Source organism: Streptomyces olivoverticillatus (assembly GCF_014203555.1).
In the GTDB taxonomy this organism is placed as follows: domain Bacteria; phylum Actinomycetota; class Actinomycetes; order Streptomycetales; family Streptomycetaceae; genus Streptomyces; species Streptomyces olivoverticillatus.
On the sequence record NZ_JACHJH010000002.1, the window covers coordinates 953,531 to 974,680 of the forward strand.

A 21,150-nucleotide genomic window follows, 5' to 3' on the forward strand; every position below is an offset into this window, starting at 1 on the left:
GCGGGGCTGCCGTGGATCACGGGCCGGAATGGCCACTCTGGGACTCGGGCGCCGCACCCTGTAAGTTCGTAGCTGCCATGACTCTCGCATTCATTCCCAGCCCGTCCACCGGCGTGGTCCACCTCGGACCGATTCCGCTGCGGGGCTACGCCTTCTGCATCATCATCGGCGTCTTCGTCGCCGTCTGGCTCGGCAACCGACGCTGGATCGCACGGGGCGGACGGGCCGGGACGGTCGCCGACATCGCCGTCTGGGCGGTGCCCTTCGGACTGCTCGGCGGCCGGCTCTACCACGTGATCACCGACTACGAGCTGTACTTCGGTGAGGGCCGGAACTGGGTCAACGCCTTCAAGATCTGGGAGGGCGGCCTCGGCATCTGGGGCGCGGTCGCGCTCGGCGCGGTCGGCGCCTGGATCGGCTGCCGCCGCCGCGGCATCCCGCTGCCGGCCTGGGCGGACGCCCTCGCCCCCGGCCTCGCCGTGGCCCAGGCCATCGGCCGCTGGGGCAACTGGTTCAACCAGGAGCTCTACGGCAAGCCCACCGATCTGCCCTGGGCCCTGAAGATCTCCGCGGACCCCGCCATCGGGCGCGTCGCGGGTACCTACCACCCGACGTTCCTCTACGAGTCCCTGTGGTGCCTGGGCGTGGCCGCCCTGGTCATCTGGGCCGACCGCCGCTTCACGCTGGGCCACGGGCGCGCCTTCGCGCTCTACGTCGCCGCCTACACCGTCGGCCGCTTCTGGACCGAGTACCTCCGCGTCGACGAGGCCCACCACATCCTGGGCCTGCGGCTCAACGACTGGACGGCGATCCTGCTCTTCCTGGCCGCCGTGGCCTACATGATCATCTCTGCCAAGCGGGCCCCGGGCCGCGAGACCGTGGTGGAGCCGGGGGCACAGGAAGCCGACAAGGAACCCACCGACGAAAAGGTCGCCTGACAAAACCGCAGGTCAGCGTGGTTAGTTCGGCCTTCCTTGCTAGCGGATCACCGGCAGTCGTGCGTACCTTCGAACCCTGAGAAGGGTGCGGCGCCCGGCCGTGCCCTCGGGGATGAGGGGTATCCGAGAGCATGGCTGTCCTCGATGCGGCTGCCGTACCGCACGTAGCGCACCGCGACAACCACACGCACCGCGATGTGAACGGCGGCTGGCTGCGCCCCGCCGTCTTCGGTGCGATGGACGGGCTGGTCTCCAACGTCGCCCTGATGACGGGCGTCGCGGGCGGCTCCGCCTCGCCCCAGACCGTCGTGATAACGGGCCTTGCGGGCCTGGCCGCCGGCGCCTTCTCCATGGCGGCCGGCGAGTACACCTCCGTGGCCTCGCAGCGCGAGCTCGTGCTGGCCGAGCTGGACGTCGAGCGCCGCGAGCTGCGCAAGCACCCCGCCGACGAGCTGGAGGAGCTCGCCGCGCTCTACGAGTCGCGGGGCGTGGAGCCCGAGCTGGCCCGCGAGGTCGCCCGGCAGCTCTCGCACGACCCCGAGCAGGCGCTGGAGATCCACGCCCGCGAGGAGCTCGGCATCGACCCCTCCGACCTGCCCTCGCCCATGGTGGCGGCCGCCTCCTCCTTCGGCTCCTTCGCGCTGGGCGCCCTGCTGCCCGTCCTGCCGTACCTGCTCGGCGCCACCCAGCTGTGGCCCGCGGTGCTGCTGGCGCTGCTCGGCCTGTTTGGCTGCGGGGCCGTCGTGGCACGGGTGACGGCGCGCTCCTGGTGGTTCAGCGGACTGCGGCAGCTGCTGCTGGGCGGGGCCGCGGCGGGTGTGACTTACCTCCTCGGTATTGCGTTCGGCACCGCCGTCGGGTGATGCTTATGCGCACGGTCGTATAACGTCCGTATGGCTGTGCGGTTTCAATCCCTTTTCCAAGGGGCACAATCCGACAAGCGCGGCGGGCGACGCAGCCCGCCCCGCGCTGTGTCCGGCGCGGCCGGGCCGGGTGACCCCGCGGCTTCCGGAGTGCCTCGCCCCAAAGACCGCATGTCTCCGGTTGTCCACAGGCTCCGGTGTCCACAATGCTCCGGTGTCCACATGGTGAAATGACGCTTCCGCTTTCTGAGAAGCGGGCCATCATGTAACCTGCACAAAATTTTTCGCGGAGGGCCAACGTCGTCCCTCGGCACATGCACTTGTCATGACTGCCAAGAACGACGACGGGAGCGCCGATGCGATCCGCATCCCACCCCGCCCCGCAGGGGATGTACGACCCGCGCAACGAGCACGACGCCTGCGGCGTCGGCTTCGTCGCGACTCTCACCGGCGAGGCGAGCCACGAGCTCGTGGAAGCGGCGCTCACCGTCCTGCGCAACATGGAGCACCGCGGCGCCACCGGCTCCGACCCCGACTCCGGCGACGGCGCGGGCATCCTGATGCAGATCCCCGACGCCTTCCTGCGCGAGAGCGTCGCCTTCCCCCTGCCCGAGCCCGGCGCCTACGCCGTCGGCATCGCCTTCCTCCCGGCCGACGCCCGGGAAGCGGCCGACGCCGTCTCGCGGATCGAGACGATCGCCGCCGAAGAGGGCCTCGCCGTCCTCGGCTGGCGCGAGGTCCCCGTCGCCCCCGAGCTGCTCGGCACCGGCGCCCGCGCCACCATGCCCGCCTTCCGGCAGCTGTTCGTCACCGACGGCGCGAGCACCGGCCTCCTCCTCGACCGCAAGGCCTTCGTCCTGCGCAAGCGCGCCGAGCGCGAGGCGGACACGTACTTCCCCTCCCTCTCCGCCCGCACCATCGTCTACAAGGGCATGCTCACCACGGGGCAGCTGGAGCCGTTCTTCCCCGACCTCTCCGACCGGCGCTGCGCCACCACCATCGCGCTCGTCCACTCCCGCTTCTCCACCAACACCTTCCCCTCCTGGCCGCTCGCCCACCCCTACCGCTTCGTCGCCCACAACGGTGAGATCAACACCGTCAAGGGCAACCGCAACTGGATGCGGGCCCGCGAATCCCAGCTGGCCAGCGGGCTGTTCGGGGACGGCGAGAGCCTGGAGCGCATCTTCCCCGTCTGCACCCCCGACGCCTCCGACTCCGCCTCCTTCGACGAGGTGCTCGAACTCCTCCACCTCGGCGGGCGTTCGCTGCCGCACAGCGTGCTGATGATGATCCCCGAGGCCTGGGAGAACCACGCCTCCATGGACCCGACCCGCCGCGCCTTCTACCAGTACCACTCCACCCTGATGGAGCCCTGGGACGGCCCGGCCTGTGTCACCTTCACCGACGGCACCCTCGTCGGCGCTGTTCTCGACCGCAACGGCCTGCGCCCCGGCCGCTACTGGGTCACCGACGACGGCCTCGTCGTGCTCTCCTCTGAGGTCGGCGTGCTCGACATCGACCCCGCCCGGGTCGTCCGCAAGGGCCGCCTGCAGCCCGGCAAGATGTTCCTCGTCGACACCGAAGAGCGCCGCATCATCGAGGACGACGAGACCAAGGCCGACCTCGCCGCCGAACAGCCCTACACGGAATGGCTGGAAGCCGGCCTGATCGACCTGGCCGACCTCCCCGAGCGCGAGCACATCGTGCACACCCACGCCTCCGTCACCCGCCGCCAGCAGACCTTCGGCTACACCGAGGAAGAGCTGCGCGTCATCCTCGCCCCCATGGCCAAGTCCGGTGCGGAGCCGATCGGTTCGATGGGCACCGACTCGCCGATCGCCGCGCTCTCCGAGCGGCCCCGGCTGCTCTTCGACTACTTCACCCAGCTCTTCGCGCAGGTCACCAACCCGCCGCTGGACGCCATCCGCGAGGAGCTCGTCACCTCGCTGATCTCCTCCCTCGGCCCGCAGCGCAATCTGCTGGAGCCCACCGCCGCCTCCTGCCGCAGCGTCACCCTGCCCTTCCCCGTCATCGACAACGACGAGCTCGCCAAGCTCATCCACATCAACGCGGACGGCGACCTGCCCGGCCTCAAGGCCGCCACCCTCTCCGGCCTCTACCGCGTCGCGGGCGGCGGCCCGGCGCTGGCCGACCGCCTGGAGGCCATGTGCGCCGAGGCCGACACGGCCATCGAGAACGGCGCCCGCCTGATCGTCCTGTCCGACCGGCACTCCGACGCCGAGCACGCCCCCATCCCCTCACTGCTGCTCACCTCGGCCATCCACCACCACCTCATCCGCACCAAGCAGCGCACCCAGGTGGGCCTGCTGGTCGAGGCCGGGGACGTCCGCGAGGTGCACCACGTCGCGCTGCTCATCGGTTACGGCGCGGCGGCCGTCAACCCGTACCTCGCCATGGAGTCCGTCGAGGACCTCGTCCGCGCGGGCACCTTCCTGCCGGACACCGCCCCCGAGGACGCCATCCGCAACCTCATCAAGGCCCTCGGCAAGGGCGTGCTCAAGGTGATGTCCAAGATGGGCATCTCCACCGTCGCCTCCTACCGCGGCGCCCAGGTCTTCGAGGCCGTCGGCCTGGACGAGTCCTTCGTCGACACCTACTTCCACGGCACCGCCACCAAGATCGGCGGCGCCGGCCTGGATGTCGTCGCCCGCGAGGTCGCGGCCAGGCACGCCAAGGCCTACCCCGCCACCGGCGTCCCGGCCACCCACCGCCGCCTGGACATCGGCGGCGAGTACCAGTGGCGCCGCGAGGGCGAGCCGCACCTGTTCGACCCCGACACCGTCTTCCGCCTCCAGCACTCCACCCGCGAGCGGCGCTACGACATCTTCAAGCAGTACACCCAGCGGGTGAACGAGCAGTCCGAGCGGCTGATGACCCTGCGCGGGCTCTTCGGCTTCAAGACCGGCCGCACCCCGGTGCCGCTGGACGAGGTCGAGCCCGTCAGCGAGATCGTGCGGCGCTTCTCCACCGGCGCCATGTCCTACGGCTCCATCTCCCAGGAGGCCCACGAGACCCTCGCCATCGCCATGAACCGGCTGGGCGCCAAGTCCAACACCGGTGAGGGCGGCGAGGACCCCGAGCGCCTCTACGACCCCGCCCGCCGCTCCAGCATCAAGCAGGTGGCGTCCGGACGCTTCGGCGTGACCAGCGAGTACCTGGTCAACTCCGACGACATCCAGATCAAGATGGCCCAGGGCGCCAAGCCCGGCGAGGGCGGCCAGCTGCCCGGCCACAAGGTCTACCCGTGGGTCGCGAAGACCCGGCACTCGACGCCCGGCGTCGGCCTCATCTCGCCGCCCCCGCACCACGACATCTACTCCATCGAGGACCTCGCCCAGCTCATCCACGACCTCAAGAACGCCAACCCCGCGGCCCGCATCCATGTGAAGCTGGTCTCCGAGGTCGGCGTCGGCACGGTCGCCGCGGGCGTCTCCAAGGCCCACGCCGACGTGGTGCTGATCTCCGGCCACGACGGCGGCACCGGCGCCTCCCCGCTGACCTCCCTCAAGCACGCGGGCGGCCCCTGGGAGCTGGGCCTGGCCGAAACCCAGCAGACCCTGCTGCTCAACGGCCTGCGCGACCGCATCGTCGTGCAGACCGACGGCCAGCTCAAGACCGGCCGCGACGTCGTGATCGCCGCCCTCCTCGGCGCCGAGGAGTTCGGCTTCGCCACCGCACCGCTCGTCGTCTCCGGCTGCGTCATGATGCGCGTCTGCCACCTGGACACCTGCCCCGTCGGCATCGCCACCCAGAACCCCGTGCTGCGCGAGCGGTTCAGCGGCAAGGCCGACTTCGTCGTCAACTTCTTCGAGTTCATCGCCGAAGAGGTCCGCGAGCTCCTCGCCGAGCTGGGCTTCCGCACCCTCGAAGAGGCCGTCGGCCAGGCCGAACTCCTCGACGTGGCCCGGGCCGTCGGCCACTGGAAGGCCCAGGGCCTCGACCTCGCACCCCTGCTGCACGTCCCCGACCTGCCCGAGGGCGCCGTCCGGCACCGCATCACCGCACAGGACCACGGCCTGGCCAAGGCGCTCGACAACCAGCTGATCAAGCTGGCCGCCGACGCCCTCAACACCGTCGGCGCCGAGGAGGCCCAGCCCGTCCGCGCCCACCTGCCCATCCGCAACATCAACCGCACCGTGGGCACCATGCTCGGCCATGAGGTGACCAAGAAGTACGGCGGCGCCGGACTGCCCGACGACACCATCGACATCACCTTCACCGGCTCGGCGGGCCAGTCCTTCGGCGCCTTCCTGCCGAGCGGCGTCACCCTGCGCCTGGAGGGCGATGGCAACGACTACGTCGGCAAGGGCCTGTCCGGCGGCCGGATCGTCGTCCGCCCCGACCGCGGCGCCGACCACCTCGCCGAGTACTCCACCATCGCGGGCAACACCCTCGCCTACGGCGCCACCGGCGGCGAGATGTTCCTGCGCGGCAGCGTCGGCGAGCGGTTCTGCGTCCGCAACTCCGGTGCCACCGTGGTCTCCGAAGGCGTCGGCGACCACGGCTGTGAGTACATGACCGGCGGCCGCGCCGTCGTCCTCGGCCCCACCGGCCGCAACTTCGCGGCCGGCATGTCCGGCGGCGTCGCCTACGTCGTCGACCTCGACCCCGACAACGTCAACAAGGACCTGGCCGCCGCCGTCGACACCCTCGACGCCGCCGACCGGGAGTGGCTGCACGGCGTGGTGCACCGCCACCACGAGGAGACCGCCTCCACCGTCGCGGCCGCGCTCCTCGCCGACTGGGACCTGGCGGTGACCCGCTTCCGCAAGGTCATGCCGATCACCTACAAGGCAGTGCTCGCCGCCAAGGACGCCGCCGAGCGAGCCGGTCTCACCGAGACCGAGACCCACGAGAAGATGATGGAGGCGGCGACCCATGGCTGACCCGAAGGGCTTCCTGACCACCGACCGCGAGGTCGCCCGCACCCGCCCGGTCGCCGAGCGCGTCCGCGACTGGAACGAGGTGTACGTCCCCGGCTCCCTCCTGCCGGTCATCAGCAAGCAGGCCGGCCGCTGCATGGACTGCGGCATCCCGTTCTGCCACAACGGCTGCCCGCTGGGGAACCTCATCCCCGAGTGGAACGACTACGCCTACCGCGAGGACTGGCGTGCCGCCAGCGAGCGCCTGCACGCCACCAACAACTTCCCCGAGTTCACCGGCCGGCTCTGCCCGGCCCCCTGCGAATCCGCCTGTGTGCTCGGCATCAACCAGCCGGCCGTCACCATCAAGAACGTCGAAGTCACCATCATCGACAAGGCGTGGGAGGCCGGGGACGTCACCCCGCAGCCGCCCGAGCGGCTCTCCGGCAAGACCGTCGCCGTCATCGGCTCCGGCCCGGCCGGCCTCGCCGCCGCCCAGCAGCTGACCCGGGCCGGGCACACCGTCGCCGTCTACGAGCGCGCCGACCGCATCGGCGGGCTGCTGCGCTACGGCATCCCCGAGTTCAAGATGGAGAAGCGGCACATCAACCGCCGCATCGAGCAGATGCGCGCGGAGGGTACCAAGTTCCGTACCGAGGTGGAGATCGGCCGCGATATCGACGCGGCCAAGCTGCGCAAGCGCTACGACGCCGTCGTCATCGCCGCCGGCGCCACCACCTCCCGCGACCTGCCGGTGCCCGGCCGTGAGCTCAAGGGCATCCACTTCGCCATGGAGTACCTGCCCATGGCCAACAAGGTGCAGGAGGGCGACCTGACGGTCGCCCCGATCACCGCCGAGGGCAAGCACGTCGTCGTCATCGGCGGCGGCGACACCGGCGCCGACTGTGTGGGCACCGCCCACCGCCAGGGCGCGGCCTCCGTCACCCAGCTGGAGATCATGCCGAGGCCGGGGGAGGAGCGGAACGCGAACCAGCCGTGGCCGACCTTCCCCATGCTCTACAAGGTCACCTCGGCCCACGAGGAGACCACGGTGCTGGCTCGCCTTCGCGCTGAGGCCAACCCCGTGGAGGGACCCTCCTCGCCGAAGGCGGGCGAGGAGGGACGGGTCTACTCCGTCTCCACCACCCACTTCGAGGGCGATGAGGACGGCAACGTCCAGTGGCTGCACCTGATCGAGGTGGAGTTCAAGGGCGGCAAGCTGGAGCAGAAGCCCGGCACCGAGCGCCGCATCCCGGCCCAGCTCGTCACGCTCGCCATGGGCTTCACCGGCACCGACCGCGCCAACGGGCTGGTCGATCAGTTCGGCCTGGAGCTCGACGAGCGGGGCAACATCGCGCGGGACGCCGACTACGCCACCAACGTGCCGGGCGTGTTCGTCGCGGGGGACGCCGGGCGCGGCCAGTCCCTCATCGTGTGGGCCATCGCCGAGGGCCGCTCCGCGGCACGGGGCGTGGACCGCTTCCTCACCGGGGCGAGCACCCTGCCCGCCCCCATCAGGCCGACGGACCGTGCGCTGAGCGTCTGAAGACGCGCACGGCCGTACGTGGAGCCCGGCGCCTGCTCCCCCCGACCATCCGGGGCAGGCGCCGTCACGACTTTCCCCACCAGTGCCGCAGCACCTTCTCCGCCGGCTTTCCGTGCGGGGTGTACGCCAGCTTCTTCGCGGTCTCCCCGCTGTCCGGCCAGTCGTCCCACATCCACCAGCAGACCCCGGCCCACCAGGGCTTGCCGTCGAAGGTCGCCAGCAACGCCTCGTAGGCCGCGGCCTGTTCGGCGCCGCCGTCGCGTCTGCTGACCGTCCAGGAGTAGGGGGCCGTGGTGGTGCCGCGCTGGCTGACGTAGCCGGCCTCGGTGAAGAGGATCTTGCGGTGCTGCTTCGCGGAGAAGGCCGCGAGCTCGTCGGTGATCGGCTGCCAGGCCTGGCGCAGCCGCGCCGTGTCGGCCGTCGCCTTGTCGCCCAGCGGCCAGTAGGCGTCGATGCCGATGAGGTCGAGGTCCTTCCAGAAGCGGATCTTCCGGTACTCGTCGTAGTTGGCGGCGTAGGTGAGCGGCCCCTTGTAGTGCTCGCGCACGGCGGCGATGGTCTCGCCCCAGTGGTCGCCGTCCCCGGAGGTGCCTGCCAGCTCCGTGCCCACCGCGAGCTGTTCGACCCCGGTGTCGGCGGCCAGCTGCGCGTAGTGGGTGATGAAGCGCCGGTAGGCGTCGAACCAGGCGTCGGTGTCGCGGGGCCTGATCTCGGCCCGGTCGCCGCCCTTCACCAGGTCGACGTGCGGCTTGACCATGGTCTTGAGGCCCGCGGAGTGCGCCAGGGCGATGATGTGGCGCAGGCTGTCGTCGGAGGCGGTCTCCTCCGTGGTGCGGATGGCGGAGTCCGTGACGCGGTCCTGGTACCAGGTGGGGGTGAAGGTCACCCACCGGGCGCCGGTGTCGGCGATCTGCCGCAGATACGTTGCTGCTTGGGGGCTGCTGTAGTCGTCGGTGTTCCACGACGGGAGCGTCATTCCGCGCAAGCCGCTCACCTTCCTGTCGTCGGGCCGGCCGCTGGGTCCGGGCGTGCCGTCGTCGCCGGAGGAAGAGCACCCGGCGACGAAGAGGGCGGCCACCGCCGCCAGCGCGGCGGCCGCCCTCTTCATCGCGTTCACTGGTTCAGGTCCGTGGGGCCGACGAAGGTGTAGCCGAGGGCACGGATGCCGTCGACCGTCTGCTGCAGCGGCGCCACGTCGTAGTACGGGTGGTAGAAGAAGCTCGCCACGCCGTCACGGACCGCCAGGTTGACCTTGGCCGAGGCGATCAGGTCGGCCGGCAGCCGGGCCGGGTGGTTGTTGTAGGGCAGGGGCTCGTAGTTGCCGATGTTCTCGGGGAGCACGGTCGTACCGTAGACGTCCTTCACCGCGTAGGGGAAGAACTGACCGATGTACCGGCCGGCGTTAACCGGCTGGCCGCTCAGGGTTCCGGCGAAGTACAGCGACCGCTCCAGGCGTGCGCTGTAATTCTGGCCGAAAACCTTGTAGTCGGCGGCCGAGGCGGCGTAGTGCGGGGTCGTCCAGAGCGTGGGCTTGGGCAGACCGGCCGCGGTGAAGGCGGCGAGGGCCGAGGTGACGCGGGACTGTGCCCAGACGGTGGAGTCCTCGGCGGGCGGCCCGTCGTAGATCACGTTGTCCGAGGCGTCGACGTGGGCGCGGAAGAACTCGAAGTCGTCGCCCGTCACGCCCGTGTAGGGGTTGTTGACGTTGCTGTACTGGTGGGTGAAGCCGTGGTTCATCAGGACCGCGCCGTGGGAGAGCATGTATTTCAGCGCGGAGACGACCTGTGGGGCCTGGGCGAGGCTGACCGTTTCGGCCTTCCCGTTGTTGTAGACGCCCTTGGGGTCGGTGTAGACGGGGATGACGTTGATCCCGTAGGTGATCTTCTGCCCGTAGAGGTAGTCGGCCATGGTCCGCAGCTGCGTGGGGTCCGACTTGGGGCTGATGTCCTCGAGCCGGACGAACGCCCGGTGGCGCTCGGCGGTCTGCGGGGCCAGGCCGTCGAAGAGCAGGTCCTCGAAGACGATGACGCGGTCGGACTCCGAGACGTAGGTGAAGGGGATCTCGCCCACGTACGTCAGGTTCCCGGAGCGGATCGCCCAGGGGCTGGTGGCGCCGTTGTTGGCGTCCGTGGCCTCGGCGAGCTGGGTGACCTGGGGGTAGCCGGCGCCGGTCAGGATGGCGGGGTGCAGCACTCCGCCGTCGTAGCCGGTGGGGATCTTCCGGGTCAGCTGCTGGCTCTTGTAGGTGACCTGGTTGATGTTCCCGACGCTGCCGCCGACCTCGTAGTACGAGTTGGTGGGGTCCCAGCCGTACTTCTGCTCGAAGGCCGGGATGCCGACCGTGTTGGCCATGGACCAGATGTTGTCGCCGATCCAGGTGACGGGCCGTGAACTGGCCTGTACATCCTGGTAGAAGGCGGCGGGGATGGCGTCCGGGACGGTGCCGCCGTAGTACGTGGAGCCGATGTAGACGGTGGCGGTGTACTGCTCGACCATGCCCTTGGTGTAGGCGGAGACGGGCTTGGAGGTGACGGTGCCGAAGTGGCCGGCCAGGTTGGCGACCGCCATGGCGTAGAGCTCGCCCAGGTAGCCGTAGGGGCCGGTGGTGTCGTAGAGGACGAGGGCGGAGGTGCCGGGGGCCGGGGCCGCGAGCGCCTGGGTGGTGGCGGCCTTGGTCACCGGTGCCGGGGTGATGGCGAGGGTGCGGGACCGCCGTTTGACGTCATTGGCCAGCCGGGCGGCGGCCCAGGCCTTCAGATCGTTGGTGGCCGTCCCGGAGACCGATGCGGCGCCCACGCCTTTGAGGCCGTAGGAGGGGCGGGGTTTGACCGGCGCGGCTATCGAGGTCTCGGCACCGGCCGACAGTGCGAAGCCGCCCAAAAGGGCGGCGATAAGGGCGAGGACGAGAGAGACCCGGGAAAGCCCTGATCTCTTCCTCATTTGTTTCATTGTCGATCCCCCCTGGATGACGAGCAGTTGCCGGTCCCCACCGAATGGGCGGGGCCCGACAGTTGGCTGATTCTGGTGGGGTCCCGGAACGGTGTCAATAGAAAACCGCGGTCTGGAGCGGGCAAATAGCGACAGTCGAATTGGTGCAGACCTGTCGCCACATGCGTAACACAAGTGCGTCCAGCAGGCATAACTACCGGTTGGTTTCTATGAATTCATGATTCCGAACCAACAACTCTCACCATGTTTGACAACAGGCCGGGTTGGGTCTGGTACCTTCCGACCGCACGCCTCAAGCGAGGCGGAATCCGGGGGGAACTCATGTACGGAAAACCCGCACTGGGGACAGTCATGCCTTTGGCCGGGCTGACGGCAGCCCCAGAAGTACTGCCGGGCATACCCTTTGCCAGGGGGCTGCAGGAAGCGGCCGGCGCCGGCTTTCTGCTCTACTGCGCGATAGCCGCGGCATTGCTTTCGGCAAAGTTCTGGTTCGTCCTTCGAAGTTTCGGTGACCGGTAATGATCACCGAAGTGATGCTCTGGTCGAGCATCGCCATCATCGTGATGGCCGGGTGTTACAACTCCACCCTCTTCGCCCTCTCCAGGCGCCGCGTGAAACACGCCCGCGGCCCCCGCGCCGAACGGCTTTACATCTTCCTCCTCGCTTGTCTGAACGAGGAGAAGGTCCTCGCCGAGAGCCTGGCGCGCATCACCGCACTGCCGGCCGGAAACTTCCTGGCCCTCGTCATCGACGACGCGTCGGACGACCGCACGGCCGACATCGCCCGAGCCGCCGACCCCCAGCGGGTCCGGCTCCTCCAGCGGCAGCTCCCCAACGCCCGCAAGGGCAAGGGCGCCGCCCTCAACGCCGGCATACGGCACCTGCGCCAGTCCGGCGTCCTCGACGACTACCACCCGCGCGACGTCATCGTCTGCGTCGTGGACGCCGACGGCCGCCTCGACCCGCACGTCGTCCAGGCCGTCGACCCCTACTTCGACGATCCGCGCACCGGCGCCACCCAGATCGGCGTGCGGATGTACAACCGCAACAAGGGGCTGCTGGCCCGCCTCCAGGACATGGAATTCGTCATCTACGGCGACATCTTCCAGAGCGCCCGCCGCTACATCGGCAGCGTGGGAATGGGCGGCAACGGCCAGTTCATGCGGCTCTCCGCGCTCGACACCCTCTGCGGGTACGACGGCAGCGGACCGTGGAGCGACTCCCTGACCGAAGACCTCGACCTCGGGGTGCGCCTGATCGCCCGCGGCTGGACCAACCAGCACTGCACCACCGCCGCCGTCTCCCAGCAGGCCGTGCTCGACGTGCGCAGGCTGGTGCGGCAGCGCTCCCGCTGGTTCCAGGGCCACCTGCAGTCCGCCGGGCTGGTCCCGCTGATCCTGCGCGAAGTCCCCACCAGGGCCGCGGTGGATCTGCTCTACCACCTCTCCAGCCCCGTGCTGATCCTGCTGACCTCGCTGATGCCGCTGTCCTTCCTCGTCGCCACCGGGGGCACGGTCATCGGCTCGGTCGAGGCCGGACGGCTGCTCTTCTCGCCGATGTGGGTCATCGGCCCGTACGTCCTGTCCTTCACCGCCGCCTACGCCTACGGCTGGGTCTACTTCCGCCGCGAGCGGAACCTGGGACTCGCGCGTGCGGTCCTGCTCTCCCACGTCTTCGTCCTCTACGGCTACATCTGGTTCGCCGCCGGGTGGTGGGGCCTGTGGCGGATGCTCACAGGCAAGCAGACCTGGCTCAAGACGGCACGGACCTGATTCGCGCCACCGAATCGTTCATTCGCCAGCATGCACGCACCGTCCCGGCATGCGAGCACCTTCCTAGGGAGACCCGTGTCCCCGAACGTCATCACCACGCCCGTTCGCGCCATGCTCGTCCTGGGCACCCGGCCGGAGGCCATCAAACTCGCGCCCGTCGCCCGCGCCATGGCCGCCTCCCCGCTCTTCGAACCGATCGTCGTCACCACCGGACAGCACCGCGAGATGCTCCACCAGATGCTGGAGCTCCTGCAGATCGAGGCCCGCACCGAACTCGACGTGATGCGCGATCGCCAGGAGCTCTCCACGCTCACCGCGCGCCTGGTGGACGGCCTCGGCGAGGTCGTCCGCGCCGAACACCCCGACGTCGTGGTCGTCCAGGGCGACACCACCACCGCCCTCACCGGCGCGCTCGCCGCCTTCTACGAACACATCCCCGTGGCCCACGTGGAGGCCGGGCTGCGCACCGGGGTGGCCGACAACCCCTTTCCCGAGGAGCTCAACCGCCGCCTCATCGGCCGCATGGCCCGCTGGCACTTCGCCCCCACGCCCCGCGCCGCCGAGCACCTCACCGGCGAAGGGGTGCCCGCCGCCGAGGTGTTCGTCACCGGCAACACCGTCATCGACAACCTGCTGTGGGTGCTCGGCGAAGGGGGCGGCCGCAATCACTTCGAGAGCGGCCTGCGGCGCGTTCTGGTCACCTTGCACCGCCGCGAGAACCAGGGCGACAAGATGCGCGCCATGGGCAGGACCCTGTGGCGGCTGGCCGACCGGGGCGACGTGGAGATCGTGCTGCCGCTGCACAAGAGCCCGGCCGTGCGCGAGGCCCTGCTGCCGGAGCTGACCGGCCACCCCAACATCCGCGTCGTGGAGCCCCTGGGCTACCTCGACTTCTCCGCCACCCTCGCCGGCTGCGACCTCGTCATGACCGACTCCGGCGGCATCCAGGAGGAGGCGCCCAGCCTCGGCAAGCCCGCCCTCGTCCTGCGGTCCACCACCGAGCGGCCCGAAGCGGTCGAGGCGGGCGCGGCGAAACTGGTGGGCACCGAGCCGGAGGCCATCCTCGCCGCGGCCGTCCAACTCCTCGACGACCGCGAGCTGTACGAGCGCATGGCGACGGCCGGTAATCCCTTCGGGGACGGTCACGCCACCGACCGGATCGTGGCCCAGATCGCCGAGGACTTCGGCGCCGATGCCGATGCGGCGGCCGCCGACGACGCGCTGGCCGTCCCGCAGTCCAACGGACCGGGGTCATACTCGACGGCATGACGAGAGTTCGCCGGCTCCTCGCCCTCGCTGTGCTCGCGGCCGCCGTGCTGGCGGGTATCGCTTATGCGGTGAGCACGATCTGGGAAGACAGCGGGGAGCCGGAGCGGCCGTGGGCCGAGGGATCGGTCCACGGCCCGTGGCGGTCGGTCTTCGACGGCCACGGCGAGAACATCGGCCGCCCCGACGGCCTGGCCCTCTCCCCGAAACCGTCGAAGGAGGCGGGGGAGACGCACGCGGGCCTGATCGTCTCCACGCAGCAGTACACCGACGTCAACCTGCGGGCCAAGATGCGCACCCTCGCTCAGCTGCGCACCCCCAAGCCCAACCCCTGGGAAGTGCCGTGGCTGGTGTGGGGGTACAGCGACCCCGAGCACTTCTACTACATCACCCTCAAACCCAACGGCTGGGAGCTGGGCAAGCGCGATCCCGCCTACCCCGGCGGGCAGCGCTTCCTGATGACCGGCGGGGACCGCTTCCCGGTCGGCAAGACCTCGGACGTACGGGTGGGGCAGCGGGGCGCGCGGATGGAGGTGAGCGTGGACGGCCGGGGCCTGGTCGCCTACGAGGACCGGGAGCGGCCGTACCTCAGGGGGAACGTCGGGGTGTACACCGAGGACGCACGCGTGGTGTTCAGCGCGATCACGGCCGATGCACCGGAGGAGTGACCAGGGCGCTGCGGCTGCTCGCGGTCAGGTGTCGCACTCCAGCACCGATCCGCACAGCCCGCACCGCGCCCGGCAGCGCCCCCGCACCGGCACCCGGATCCGCTGCTGGCACGTGGGGCACGGGAAGCTCACCCGTGCCACCGGATCCCGCCCCTCGAAGGCGTACGCGGCCCCGGCTTCGGCCACTCCCGTCCGGCGGTCGCGCGCGTACCGGTGGCGGCCCAGCCGGCCGGCCGCGGCCAGCGGCGGCCTGCGGGCGTCGTGCCGGGCCTGCTCGCGGCCCCGTACGTACGCGTCGTAGGCCTGCGGGCTGGTGAACCAGGGGGAGGGGTCCTCTCCGAAGGCCTCGGCCCGCTTGGCGAGCACGTAGCCGAACTCCTCCGGCGTGAGGTAGCCGAGCTTCTGCGTGGAGACCGACGACTCCCGGTAGGCGTCGAGCAGCAGCCAGCCCGCCCCCAGGTAGGCGGCGGCCGTGTCCGTGAGGATCTCGTTGTCCCGGGTGCCGGGGAACTCCAGGCCGAGCCGGTGCAGGAAGACGTGCATGACCTCGTGCGAGAGCGCGGCCCCGATGTCCTTGCGGTGGGACTTGAAGCGGGTGTTGAGCTCGATGAAGTACTCGGGCCCGGCGGCCAGTTCGATGCTTCCGGCGTGCCGCATCTCCCGGAAGCTGACGATCATCCGGGCGTCGGGCAGCCGCAGGTGCCGGACCATCTCGCCCGCGATGCGCTGGACGCCCAGGTAGGGATCCTCGTCGTCGGAGAAGGCCACGTCGACCGGCGGCATGCTGAGGGCGAAGGCGCGCACGCCGTCGCAGGAGAGCCGCTTGTACAGCGCCGTGATGGCCGACCGCACGGTGGGAAGGTGCGGGAATCCATGCACGATCCCGGCGTCCGAGCCCATGCGACCACCCCCGTCGGTGCCGGCTGCTTCCATCGTACGGGCGGTGGGGAGCCGTGGGCAGGGTGCCGGGATGGCCGAAAGGCCGTCCTTGTGACCGCCGTCGCCCGCTCTCATAATCGCACCGCGCTTACTGGGCTCGGCCCGGAGCACCCTTGTGCGTTGCGACTTGGCATGAGCCTGACAAAAGCGCGCAACCCTCCACGAAGGGAAGTCCGTTGCGCAACCACCTCAAGGCGCTCCAGAGATGCGCGGCCGTCGGCGCCGTGGCACTCGCCGCCGTCAGCCTCCAGCCCGGCACCGCACAGGCCCAGGACCCCGGCCCCCACCCCGCCCCGAGCGTCGTCGGCGGCACCCCCGCCGCACAGGGCGAGTTCCCCTGGATGGTCCGCCTCTCCATGGGCTGCGGCGGCGCCCTCTACACCCCGCAGATCGTCCTCACCGCCGCCCACTGCGTGGACGGCAGCGGACCCAACACCTCCATCACCGCCACCACCGGCGTCGTCGACCTCGACTCCTCTCAGGCCGTCAAGGTCAACTCCACCCAGGTCCTGCAGGCCCCCGGCTACAACGGCAAGGGCAAGGACTGGGCCCTGATCAAGCTCGCCAAGCCCATCGACCAGCCCACCCTCAAGATCGCCGACACCACCGCCTACAACGACGGCACCTTCACCATCGCGGGCTGGGGCGCCGCGGCCGAAGGCGGCGGACAGCAGCGCTACCTGCTCAAGGCCACCGTCCCCTTCGTCGACGACCAGACCTGCCAGGGCGCCTACGGCGACAGCCTCACCCCCGGCGAAGAGATATGCGCCGGCTTCCTGGACACCGGCGGCGTCGACACCTGCCAGGGCGACTCCGGCGGCCCCATGTTCCGCAAGGACGACTCCGGCGCCTGGATCCAGGTCGGCATCGTCAGCTGGGGCCAGGGCTGCGCCCGGCCCGGCTACCCCGGCGTCTACACCGAGGTGAGCACCTTCGCCGCGGACATCCGGGCCGCCGCGGCGAGCCTGGGCGGCTGACGGCCACCGCCCGCCGGGGCGCCGGCTGACCCGTACGGACCAGCCCCGCCCCGGCCTTCCGACGGCCCGTCCACGCCCCCGCCGGTATGACTCCGGTATGACGTGGACGGGCCCGCGTCATCCTTTCGGCCGAGACGGGAATGGTCGGACAGCCGAGGTGTGGAGCGCGTAAACGTCCGTAACGTAATGGGCATGATTGCAACTGTTCGGGACGAAGAGCGCCGGATATCCGGAAAACTGGCGGCGCCCACAGCCCGAGCCGCCCGTTATGGAAAGGCACCGCTCGTGTCCGTGCAGTCCCGACTCGCCGCCGTCGCCCTGCTCACCGCGGCCGCCGCTGCCGTGGTCTACCCGGCGGCGAGCGCCTTCGCGGCGGACAAGGACACCCGCCCCGGCCACCCGGCCGGCACCGTCCAGCAGGTGCAGCTCCCCGACGGCAGCCGGGCCCGCCTCAGCTCCGGCAGCGGCGGCACCACCGTGACCGTCAGCCGGCACGGCAAACAGCAGCGCACCCTGGACGCCGCGCACCCCACCGCCGACCTCGACCGCCTCCACCTGCGGATCATCGACGGCAACGGCACCCGCCCCACCCTGCGCGTCCAGCTCGACGGCTCCGGGCTGACCAACTACTACGACTTCGCCTCCGGCTCCCTGCGGCACACCCCCGACGGCGACGGCACGGCCAAGGACCACCGCAAGAACCTCCACCGGACCCCCACCACCGCCCAGGGCGCGGGCGCCGGCACCTCCCGCCCCGCCGCCGCCCACGCCAAGCCGCCCCACGACTCCTCCGGCAACCCCGTCAAGCGCGTCGTCGAGGCCGGCCAGGTCATCAAGGACCGCCACGACCTCCTCACCCCCGCCCTCGCGGGCGGCACGGCGCTGCTCCTGGCGGGCGGCGGAGCCTACGGCGTGCACGTCGCACTGCGGCGCAACGGCCGCACGGACGACTGAGCCGGGCCGGGCCCGCTGCGGTTGCGGCGCCGGGGCACCCCCGGTGACATGAGATCCGAAGACCAGCGCGAAGGACGAGGCACGTCATGGCGGTCAGCGTGATCATCGCGGACGACCAGGAAATGGTCCGCACCGGATTCCGCATGATCCTCGAAAGCCAGCCCGACATCGACGTCGTCGCCGACGTCGTGGACGGCGAGGAGGCCCTGGAGGCGGTCGAGCGGCACCGCCCCGACGTCCTCCTCCTCGACATCCGCATGCCCAAGCTCGACGGCCTGGAAGTCACCCGCCGCCTGTCCGCCCTGGCCACCGCCCACCCCGAGCGCGGCGAACGCCCCCGCATCGTCATCGTCACCACCTTCGACCTCGACGAATACGTCCACACCGCGCTGCGCAACGGCGCCTCCGGCTTCCTGCTCAAGGACGCCAGCCCCGCCATGCTCGTCGAAGCCGTGCACGCCGCCGCCGTCGGCGACTCCCTCATCTCGCCCGCGATCACCGTCCGGCTGCTGCGCGACATGGCCCACACCGGCTCCGGCCCGCCCGAGCCCGTCAAGCAGCCCGCCGAGCCGCTGACCGACCGCGAGGCCGACGTCGTGCGCTGCGCCGCCCGCGGCGCCACCAACGCCGAGATCGCCGCCGAGCTCTACGTCTCGCTGTCCACGGTCAAGACCCACCTGGCCAACGTGCAGCTCAAGCTCGCCGCCCGCAACCGCGTCGAGATCGCCGCCTGGGCCTGGGAGAGCGGACTGGCCACGGGCGGCCCGTGAACAGATGGGCCGGATGGGCCGTCCGGCACCCCCGCCGGGCCGTGGCGGCCAAGGCCGCCCTCGGGGCCTTCCTGCTCTGCCTGGTCGGCTTCGAGGGCGGCGCCCTGGCCCGCCAGCCCAGCAGACCGCACGCCGTCGTCCTCGCCGCCGGCGTGATCGTCTGCCTCTGCGCCGTCCCCTACCGCTGGATCCCGCTGAACCTCCGCGCGAGCATCGCCGTTGCCGTCTCCGGATCCGCCTCCATCCTCCTGATGACCGGACAGCACCCCACCGTCGTCTGGGGCATGGGCGAGGCCATCGCCCTGCTCGTCCTCCTCACCGCCGTCGTGCAGCACTCCTCCCGCCGCGCCGTCGCCGTCCTCGGCCCGCTGCTCGCCCTGACCACCGCAGCGGCCCCCGTCCGCGACATCGACCCCGGCCGCTTCACCGTGCTCTTCGCGGTCCTCACCGTCGTCGTCGGCACCTACTCGCTGCTGCTGCGCAGCCAAGCCGTCCAGCGGATCCGCGACATGGCCGCCGTCCGCACCGCCGAGCGCCTCGAACTCGCCCGCGAACTGCACGACCTCGTCGCCCACCACGTCACCGGCATCGCGGTCCAGGCCCAGGCCGCCCGCTTCACCTCGCTGGACGGCCCCGCCGCGGCGCACGCCTTCGAACGGATCGAGACCTCGGCGAGCGAGGCGCTCGGCGCGATGCGCCGCCTGGTCGGCGTCCTGCGCGAAGGCGAAGCCGAGACCGAGCCCGTCGCCGGCCTGCCCGAGGTCCGCGACCTGGCCGACTCCTTCGCCCGCACCGGCCCGCCCGTCGCCCTCTACATCGAAAAGGGCATGGACGCCTGGATCCCCGCCGAGGTCGCGGCCGGCGTCCACCGCGTCGTACGCGAATCGCTCACCAACATCCGCAAACACGCCGCCGACGCCACGGCCGTCCGCATCGGCGTGCGCGGCGTCGACGACGGCGTCGAGCTGCGCATCGCCGACGACGGCAGGCAGGCCGCGGCCCTCGCCGAACAGGCCCGGGGCGGCGGCTTCGGCCTCGTCGGCCTCGCCGAACGCGCCAAGGCCATGGGCGGCCGGCTGCACGCGGGCCCCGCCCCCGAGGGCGGCTGGCAGGTCACGGCGCTCTTCCCGGTCGAAGGGCGGCAGTAAGGCGGGACGTTCGCCCCGGGCTCAATTCGCCGACGGCACAAAGCGCTTGGGTCCAGGTGGAACGCTGGTTAGCGTCGGGACATGGAAACATCACGCGTCAGCGACACCATCTGGATGCTGCGCTTCCCGGTCGGGCAGGCGTACGCGATACGGGGGAGCGCCGGATGGGCCCTGGTCGACACGGGGTCGGCCGGATTCGCCGCCGACATCCTCGAAGGTCTGCGGACGCTGGGCGCCCACCCGGGCGACCTGCGGGAGATCGTCCTGACCCACTCCCACAACGACCACACCGGCTCCGCCGCGGCCCTGGCCGCCGCGACGGGAGCGAGGGTGCTCGCGGGCGCGGCCGACGCCCCCGTGATCCGCGGCGGGATCCCCGAAACCCCGCCGGTCCTCGAAGACTGGGAGCGCCCCCTCTACGACTTCGTCGCCTGCTCCCCGGCCCTGCCCCTGGCACCGCCGTGCCCGGTGGACCGCGAACTGTCCGACGGGGACACGCTGGACTGGGGCGAGGAAGTGCGCATCATCCACGTCCCCGGCCACACGGCGGGCAGCATCGCCTGCCACCTGCCGGATTCGGGCGTGCTCTTCACCGGCGACACCGTCGCCAACGTCGGACAGCTCATGCTGGGGGTGTTCAACGTGGACCGGAAGCAGGCGGAGGCCTCGTTCCGCAAGCAGGCGGCTCTCGACGTCGAGACGGCCTGTTTCGGACACGGGGATCCGCTGATCGGCGGCGCCGGTCAGGCGCTGCGCAAGGTCGCGTTCAGCGCGCCTGCCTGAACCACTCGGCGGACTCCTTGGCCAGGCAGTTGGCCAGCAGCATTGCACCGAGCGCCACCCCCACACCACCGGTGGCCTGCCCCATCACCAAAGCGACCAGCGCATCGGCCACCATGAACCCGCCGATCACCATGGCTCCCGTGCGCACCCCCGGCCCCCCGGAAGCAAAGCGGGTCGCCACCACGAGCGAAGCTGCCGCGATCACCAGGGACACGGCCCCCGTCGCACCCGTCACCGCGGGCGGGGACCCCTTGCCGGCCGCCCCCACCCCGGCGCGGGCGGCGTCGTCCACTCCTACGAGGAAGCCCTGGGCGCCCTCGAACTCGGCGCGAAGGTGGCCCTGGACGCGCCGGTCCTGCGCACCGCCGACCTGCTGGTCTTCCCGGTCCTCACCCGCGACCGGCAGGCAATGGCCGACCTGGTGCGCAGCGCCCTGGGCCCCCTCCGGCAGGCGCGCGGCGGCGTGCAGCCGCTGCTGGAGACGCTGGTCGCCTACTTCGATTCGGGCTGCGTCGCCGCCGAGGCTGCCCGCCGGCTCTCCCTGAGCGTACGGGCCTTCACATACCGCCTGGAGCGGATCCACCAGTACACGGGGGCGGACCCCTCGGACCCCCTGCACCGCTACACCCTCCAGACGGCCGTCATCGGCGCGCGCCTGCTGGACTGGCCGACGCGCCCCCTCTGAACGCGCGGA

16 protein-coding genes and 1 pseudogene are annotated in these 21,150 nt (G+C 71.0%); 13 read left to right on the plus strand and 4 right to left on the minus strand.

The genetic code is table 11. The annotated features are described in order from the left end of the window. Positions 1-77: 77 nt before the first annotated feature. From lgt to FHS39_RS09695, 4 genes are all read left to right on the plus strand, one after another. A complete protein-coding gene (gene lgt / locus FHS39_RS09680) occupies positions 78-938 on the plus strand; it encodes a prolipoprotein diacylglyceryl transferase (protein WP_184348352.1) in 861 nt (286 codons plus the stop codon). A gap of 131 nt (positions 939-1,069) precedes the next feature. Continuing rightward, positions 1,070-1,801 carry a VIT1/CCC1 transporter family protein gene (locus tag FHS39_RS09685; protein ID WP_184348354.1) on the plus strand — a complete coding sequence of 244 codons (732 nt, stop codon included), beginning with the start codon at positions 1,070-1,072 and terminating at the stop codon, positions 1,799-1,801. Between the two features lie 356 nt (positions 1,802-2,157). Then, the gene (gltB, locus tag FHS39_RS09690) at positions 2,158-6,708 is read left to right on the plus strand and encodes a glutamate synthase large subunit (RefSeq protein ID WP_184348356.1); all 4,551 of its coding nucleotides are present in this window, start codon (positions 2,158-2,160) and stop codon (positions 6,706-6,708) included. Further along, a complete protein-coding gene (locus tag FHS39_RS09695; RefSeq protein ID WP_184348357.1) occupies positions 6,701-8,230 on the plus strand; it encodes a glutamate synthase subunit beta in 1,530 nt (509 codons plus the stop codon). Before gltB ends, FHS39_RS09695 begins: the two co-directional genes overlap by 8 nt. A 64-nt stretch (positions 8,231-8,294) precedes the next feature. On the opposite strand, the gene FHS39_RS09700 is transcribed toward FHS39_RS09695, so the two are convergent. Next, positions 8,295-9,338 (minus strand): glycoside hydrolase family 113, encoded by a 1,044-nt coding sequence (locus FHS39_RS09700; protein WP_221462641.1) that lies wholly within the window; start codon positions 9,336-9,338, stop codon positions 8,295-8,297. A gap of 5 nt (positions 9,339-9,343) precedes the next feature. Further along, positions 9,344-11,170, minus strand: coding sequence for a DUF2334 domain-containing protein (locus FHS39_RS09705; protein ID WP_246470009.1), 1,827 nt, complete (start codon positions 11,168-11,170; stop codon positions 9,344-9,346). Positions 11,171-11,697: 527 nt separating this feature from the next. Between FHS39_RS09705 and FHS39_RS09710 the strand changes: the two genes are divergently transcribed. From FHS39_RS09710 to FHS39_RS09720, 3 genes are all read left to right on the plus strand, one after another. Continuing rightward, entirely contained in the window at positions 11,698-12,951 is a 1,254-nt protein-coding gene (locus FHS39_RS09710; protein WP_184348362.1) for a glycosyltransferase, read from the plus strand. Between the two features lie 75 nt (positions 12,952-13,026). After that, positions 13,027-14,220 carry a non-hydrolyzing UDP-N-acetylglucosamine 2-epimerase gene (gene wecB / locus FHS39_RS09715; protein WP_343069468.1) on the plus strand — a complete coding sequence of 398 codons (1,194 nt, stop codon included), beginning with the start codon at positions 13,027-13,029 and terminating at the stop codon, positions 14,218-14,220. Beyond that, positions 14,217-14,885 carry a calcium-binding protein gene (locus FHS39_RS09720; RefSeq protein WP_184348364.1) on the plus strand — a complete coding sequence of 223 codons (669 nt, stop codon included), beginning with the start codon at positions 14,217-14,219 and terminating at the stop codon, positions 14,883-14,885. The genes wecB and FHS39_RS09720 overlap by 4 nt, the downstream gene beginning before the upstream one ends. Before the next feature lie 24 nt (positions 14,886-14,909). On the opposite strand, the gene FHS39_RS09725 is transcribed toward FHS39_RS09720, so the two are convergent. Further along, positions 14,910-15,785 carry a hypothetical protein gene (locus FHS39_RS09725; protein ID WP_184348366.1) on the minus strand — a complete coding sequence of 292 codons (876 nt, stop codon included), beginning with the start codon at positions 15,783-15,785 and terminating at the stop codon, positions 14,910-14,912. Between the two features lie 215 nt (positions 15,786-16,000). Between FHS39_RS09725 and FHS39_RS09730 the strand changes: the two genes are divergently transcribed. The 5 genes from FHS39_RS09730 to FHS39_RS09750 all read left to right on the plus strand — a co-directional run bounded on the left by FHS39_RS09730 (position 16,001) and on the right by FHS39_RS09750 (position 20,456). Further along, positions 16,001-16,801 (plus strand): S1 family peptidase, encoded by an 801-nt coding sequence (locus tag FHS39_RS09730; protein ID WP_184348367.1) that lies wholly within the window; start codon positions 16,001-16,003, stop codon positions 16,799-16,801. Positions 16,802-17,086: 285 nt separating this feature from the next. Beyond that, positions 17,087-17,755 (plus strand): hypothetical protein, encoded by a 669-nt coding sequence (locus FHS39_RS09735; protein WP_184348368.1) that lies wholly within the window; start codon positions 17,087-17,089, stop codon positions 17,753-17,755. A gap of 86 nt (positions 17,756-17,841) precedes the next feature. Next, positions 17,842-18,525, plus strand: a complete 684-nt coding sequence (locus FHS39_RS09740; RefSeq protein WP_184348369.1) for a response regulator — start codon at positions 17,842-17,844, stop codon at positions 18,523-18,525. Continuing rightward, positions 18,522-19,673 carry a histidine kinase gene (locus FHS39_RS09745; protein WP_184348370.1) on the plus strand — a complete coding sequence of 384 codons (1,152 nt, stop codon included), beginning with the start codon at positions 18,522-18,524 and terminating at the stop codon, positions 19,671-19,673. The genes FHS39_RS09740 and FHS39_RS09745 overlap by 4 nt, the downstream gene beginning before the upstream one ends. A gap of 81 nt (positions 19,674-19,754) precedes the next feature. Then, positions 19,755-20,456 (plus strand): MBL fold metallo-hydrolase, encoded by a 702-nt coding sequence (locus FHS39_RS09750; RefSeq protein WP_184348371.1) that lies wholly within the window; start codon positions 19,755-19,757, stop codon positions 20,454-20,456. Here the strand turns inward: FHS39_RS09750 and FHS39_RS09755 are convergent. After that, entirely contained in the window at positions 20,440-20,748 is a 309-nt protein-coding gene (locus FHS39_RS09755; protein WP_184348372.1) for a hypothetical protein, read from the minus strand. The genes FHS39_RS09750 and FHS39_RS09755 overlap by 17 nt on opposite strands. Here FHS39_RS09755 and FHS39_RS09760 point away from each other — a divergent pair. Further along, positions 20,713-21,141, plus strand: a pseudogene (locus FHS39_RS09760) (PucR family transcriptional regulator); the annotation flags it as partial. The gene FHS39_RS09755 and the pseudogene FHS39_RS09760 sit on opposite strands and share 36 nt — an antisense overlap. Between the last annotated feature and the right edge of the window lie 9 nt (positions 21,142-21,150).

Excerpts from the sequence above, each read along its gene's own strand:
- lgt (WP_184348352.1), top strand. The coding sequence starts at position 78 with ATGACTCTCGCATTCATTCCCAGCCCGTCCACCGGCGTGGTCCACCTC.
- FHS39_RS09685 (WP_184348354.1), top strand. The coding sequence starts at position 1,070 with ATGGCTGTCCTCGATGCGGCTGCCGTACCGCACGTAGCGCACCGCGAC.
- gltB (WP_184348356.1), top strand. The coding sequence starts at position 2,158 with ATGCGATCCGCATCCCACCCCGCCCCGCAGGGGATGTACGACCCGCGC.
- FHS39_RS09695 (WP_184348357.1), top strand. The coding sequence starts at position 6,701 with ATGGCTGACCCGAAGGGCTTCCTGACCACCGACCGCGAGGTCGCCCGC.
- FHS39_RS09700 (WP_221462641.1), bottom strand. The coding sequence starts at position 9,338 with ATGAAGAGGGCGGCCGCCGCGCTGGCGGCGGTGGCCGCCCTCTTCGTC.
- FHS39_RS09705 (WP_246470009.1), bottom strand. The coding sequence starts at position 11,170 with ATGAGGAAGAGATCAGGGCTTTCCCGGGTCTCTCTCGTCCTCGCCCTT.
- FHS39_RS09710 (WP_184348362.1), top strand. The coding sequence starts at position 11,698 with ATGATCACCGAAGTGATGCTCTGGTCGAGCATCGCCATCATCGTGATG.
- FHS39_RS09720 (WP_184348364.1), top strand. The coding sequence starts at position 14,217 with ATGACGAGAGTTCGCCGGCTCCTCGCCCTCGCTGTGCTCGCGGCCGCC.
- FHS39_RS09725 (WP_184348366.1), bottom strand. The coding sequence starts at position 15,785 with ATGGGCTCGGACGCCGGGATCGTGCATGGATTCCCGCACCTTCCCACC.
- FHS39_RS09740 (WP_184348369.1), top strand. The coding sequence starts at position 17,842 with ATGGCGGTCAGCGTGATCATCGCGGACGACCAGGAAATGGTCCGCACC.
- FHS39_RS09750 (WP_184348371.1), top strand. The coding sequence starts at position 19,755 with ATGGAAACATCACGCGTCAGCGACACCATCTGGATGCTGCGCTTCCCG.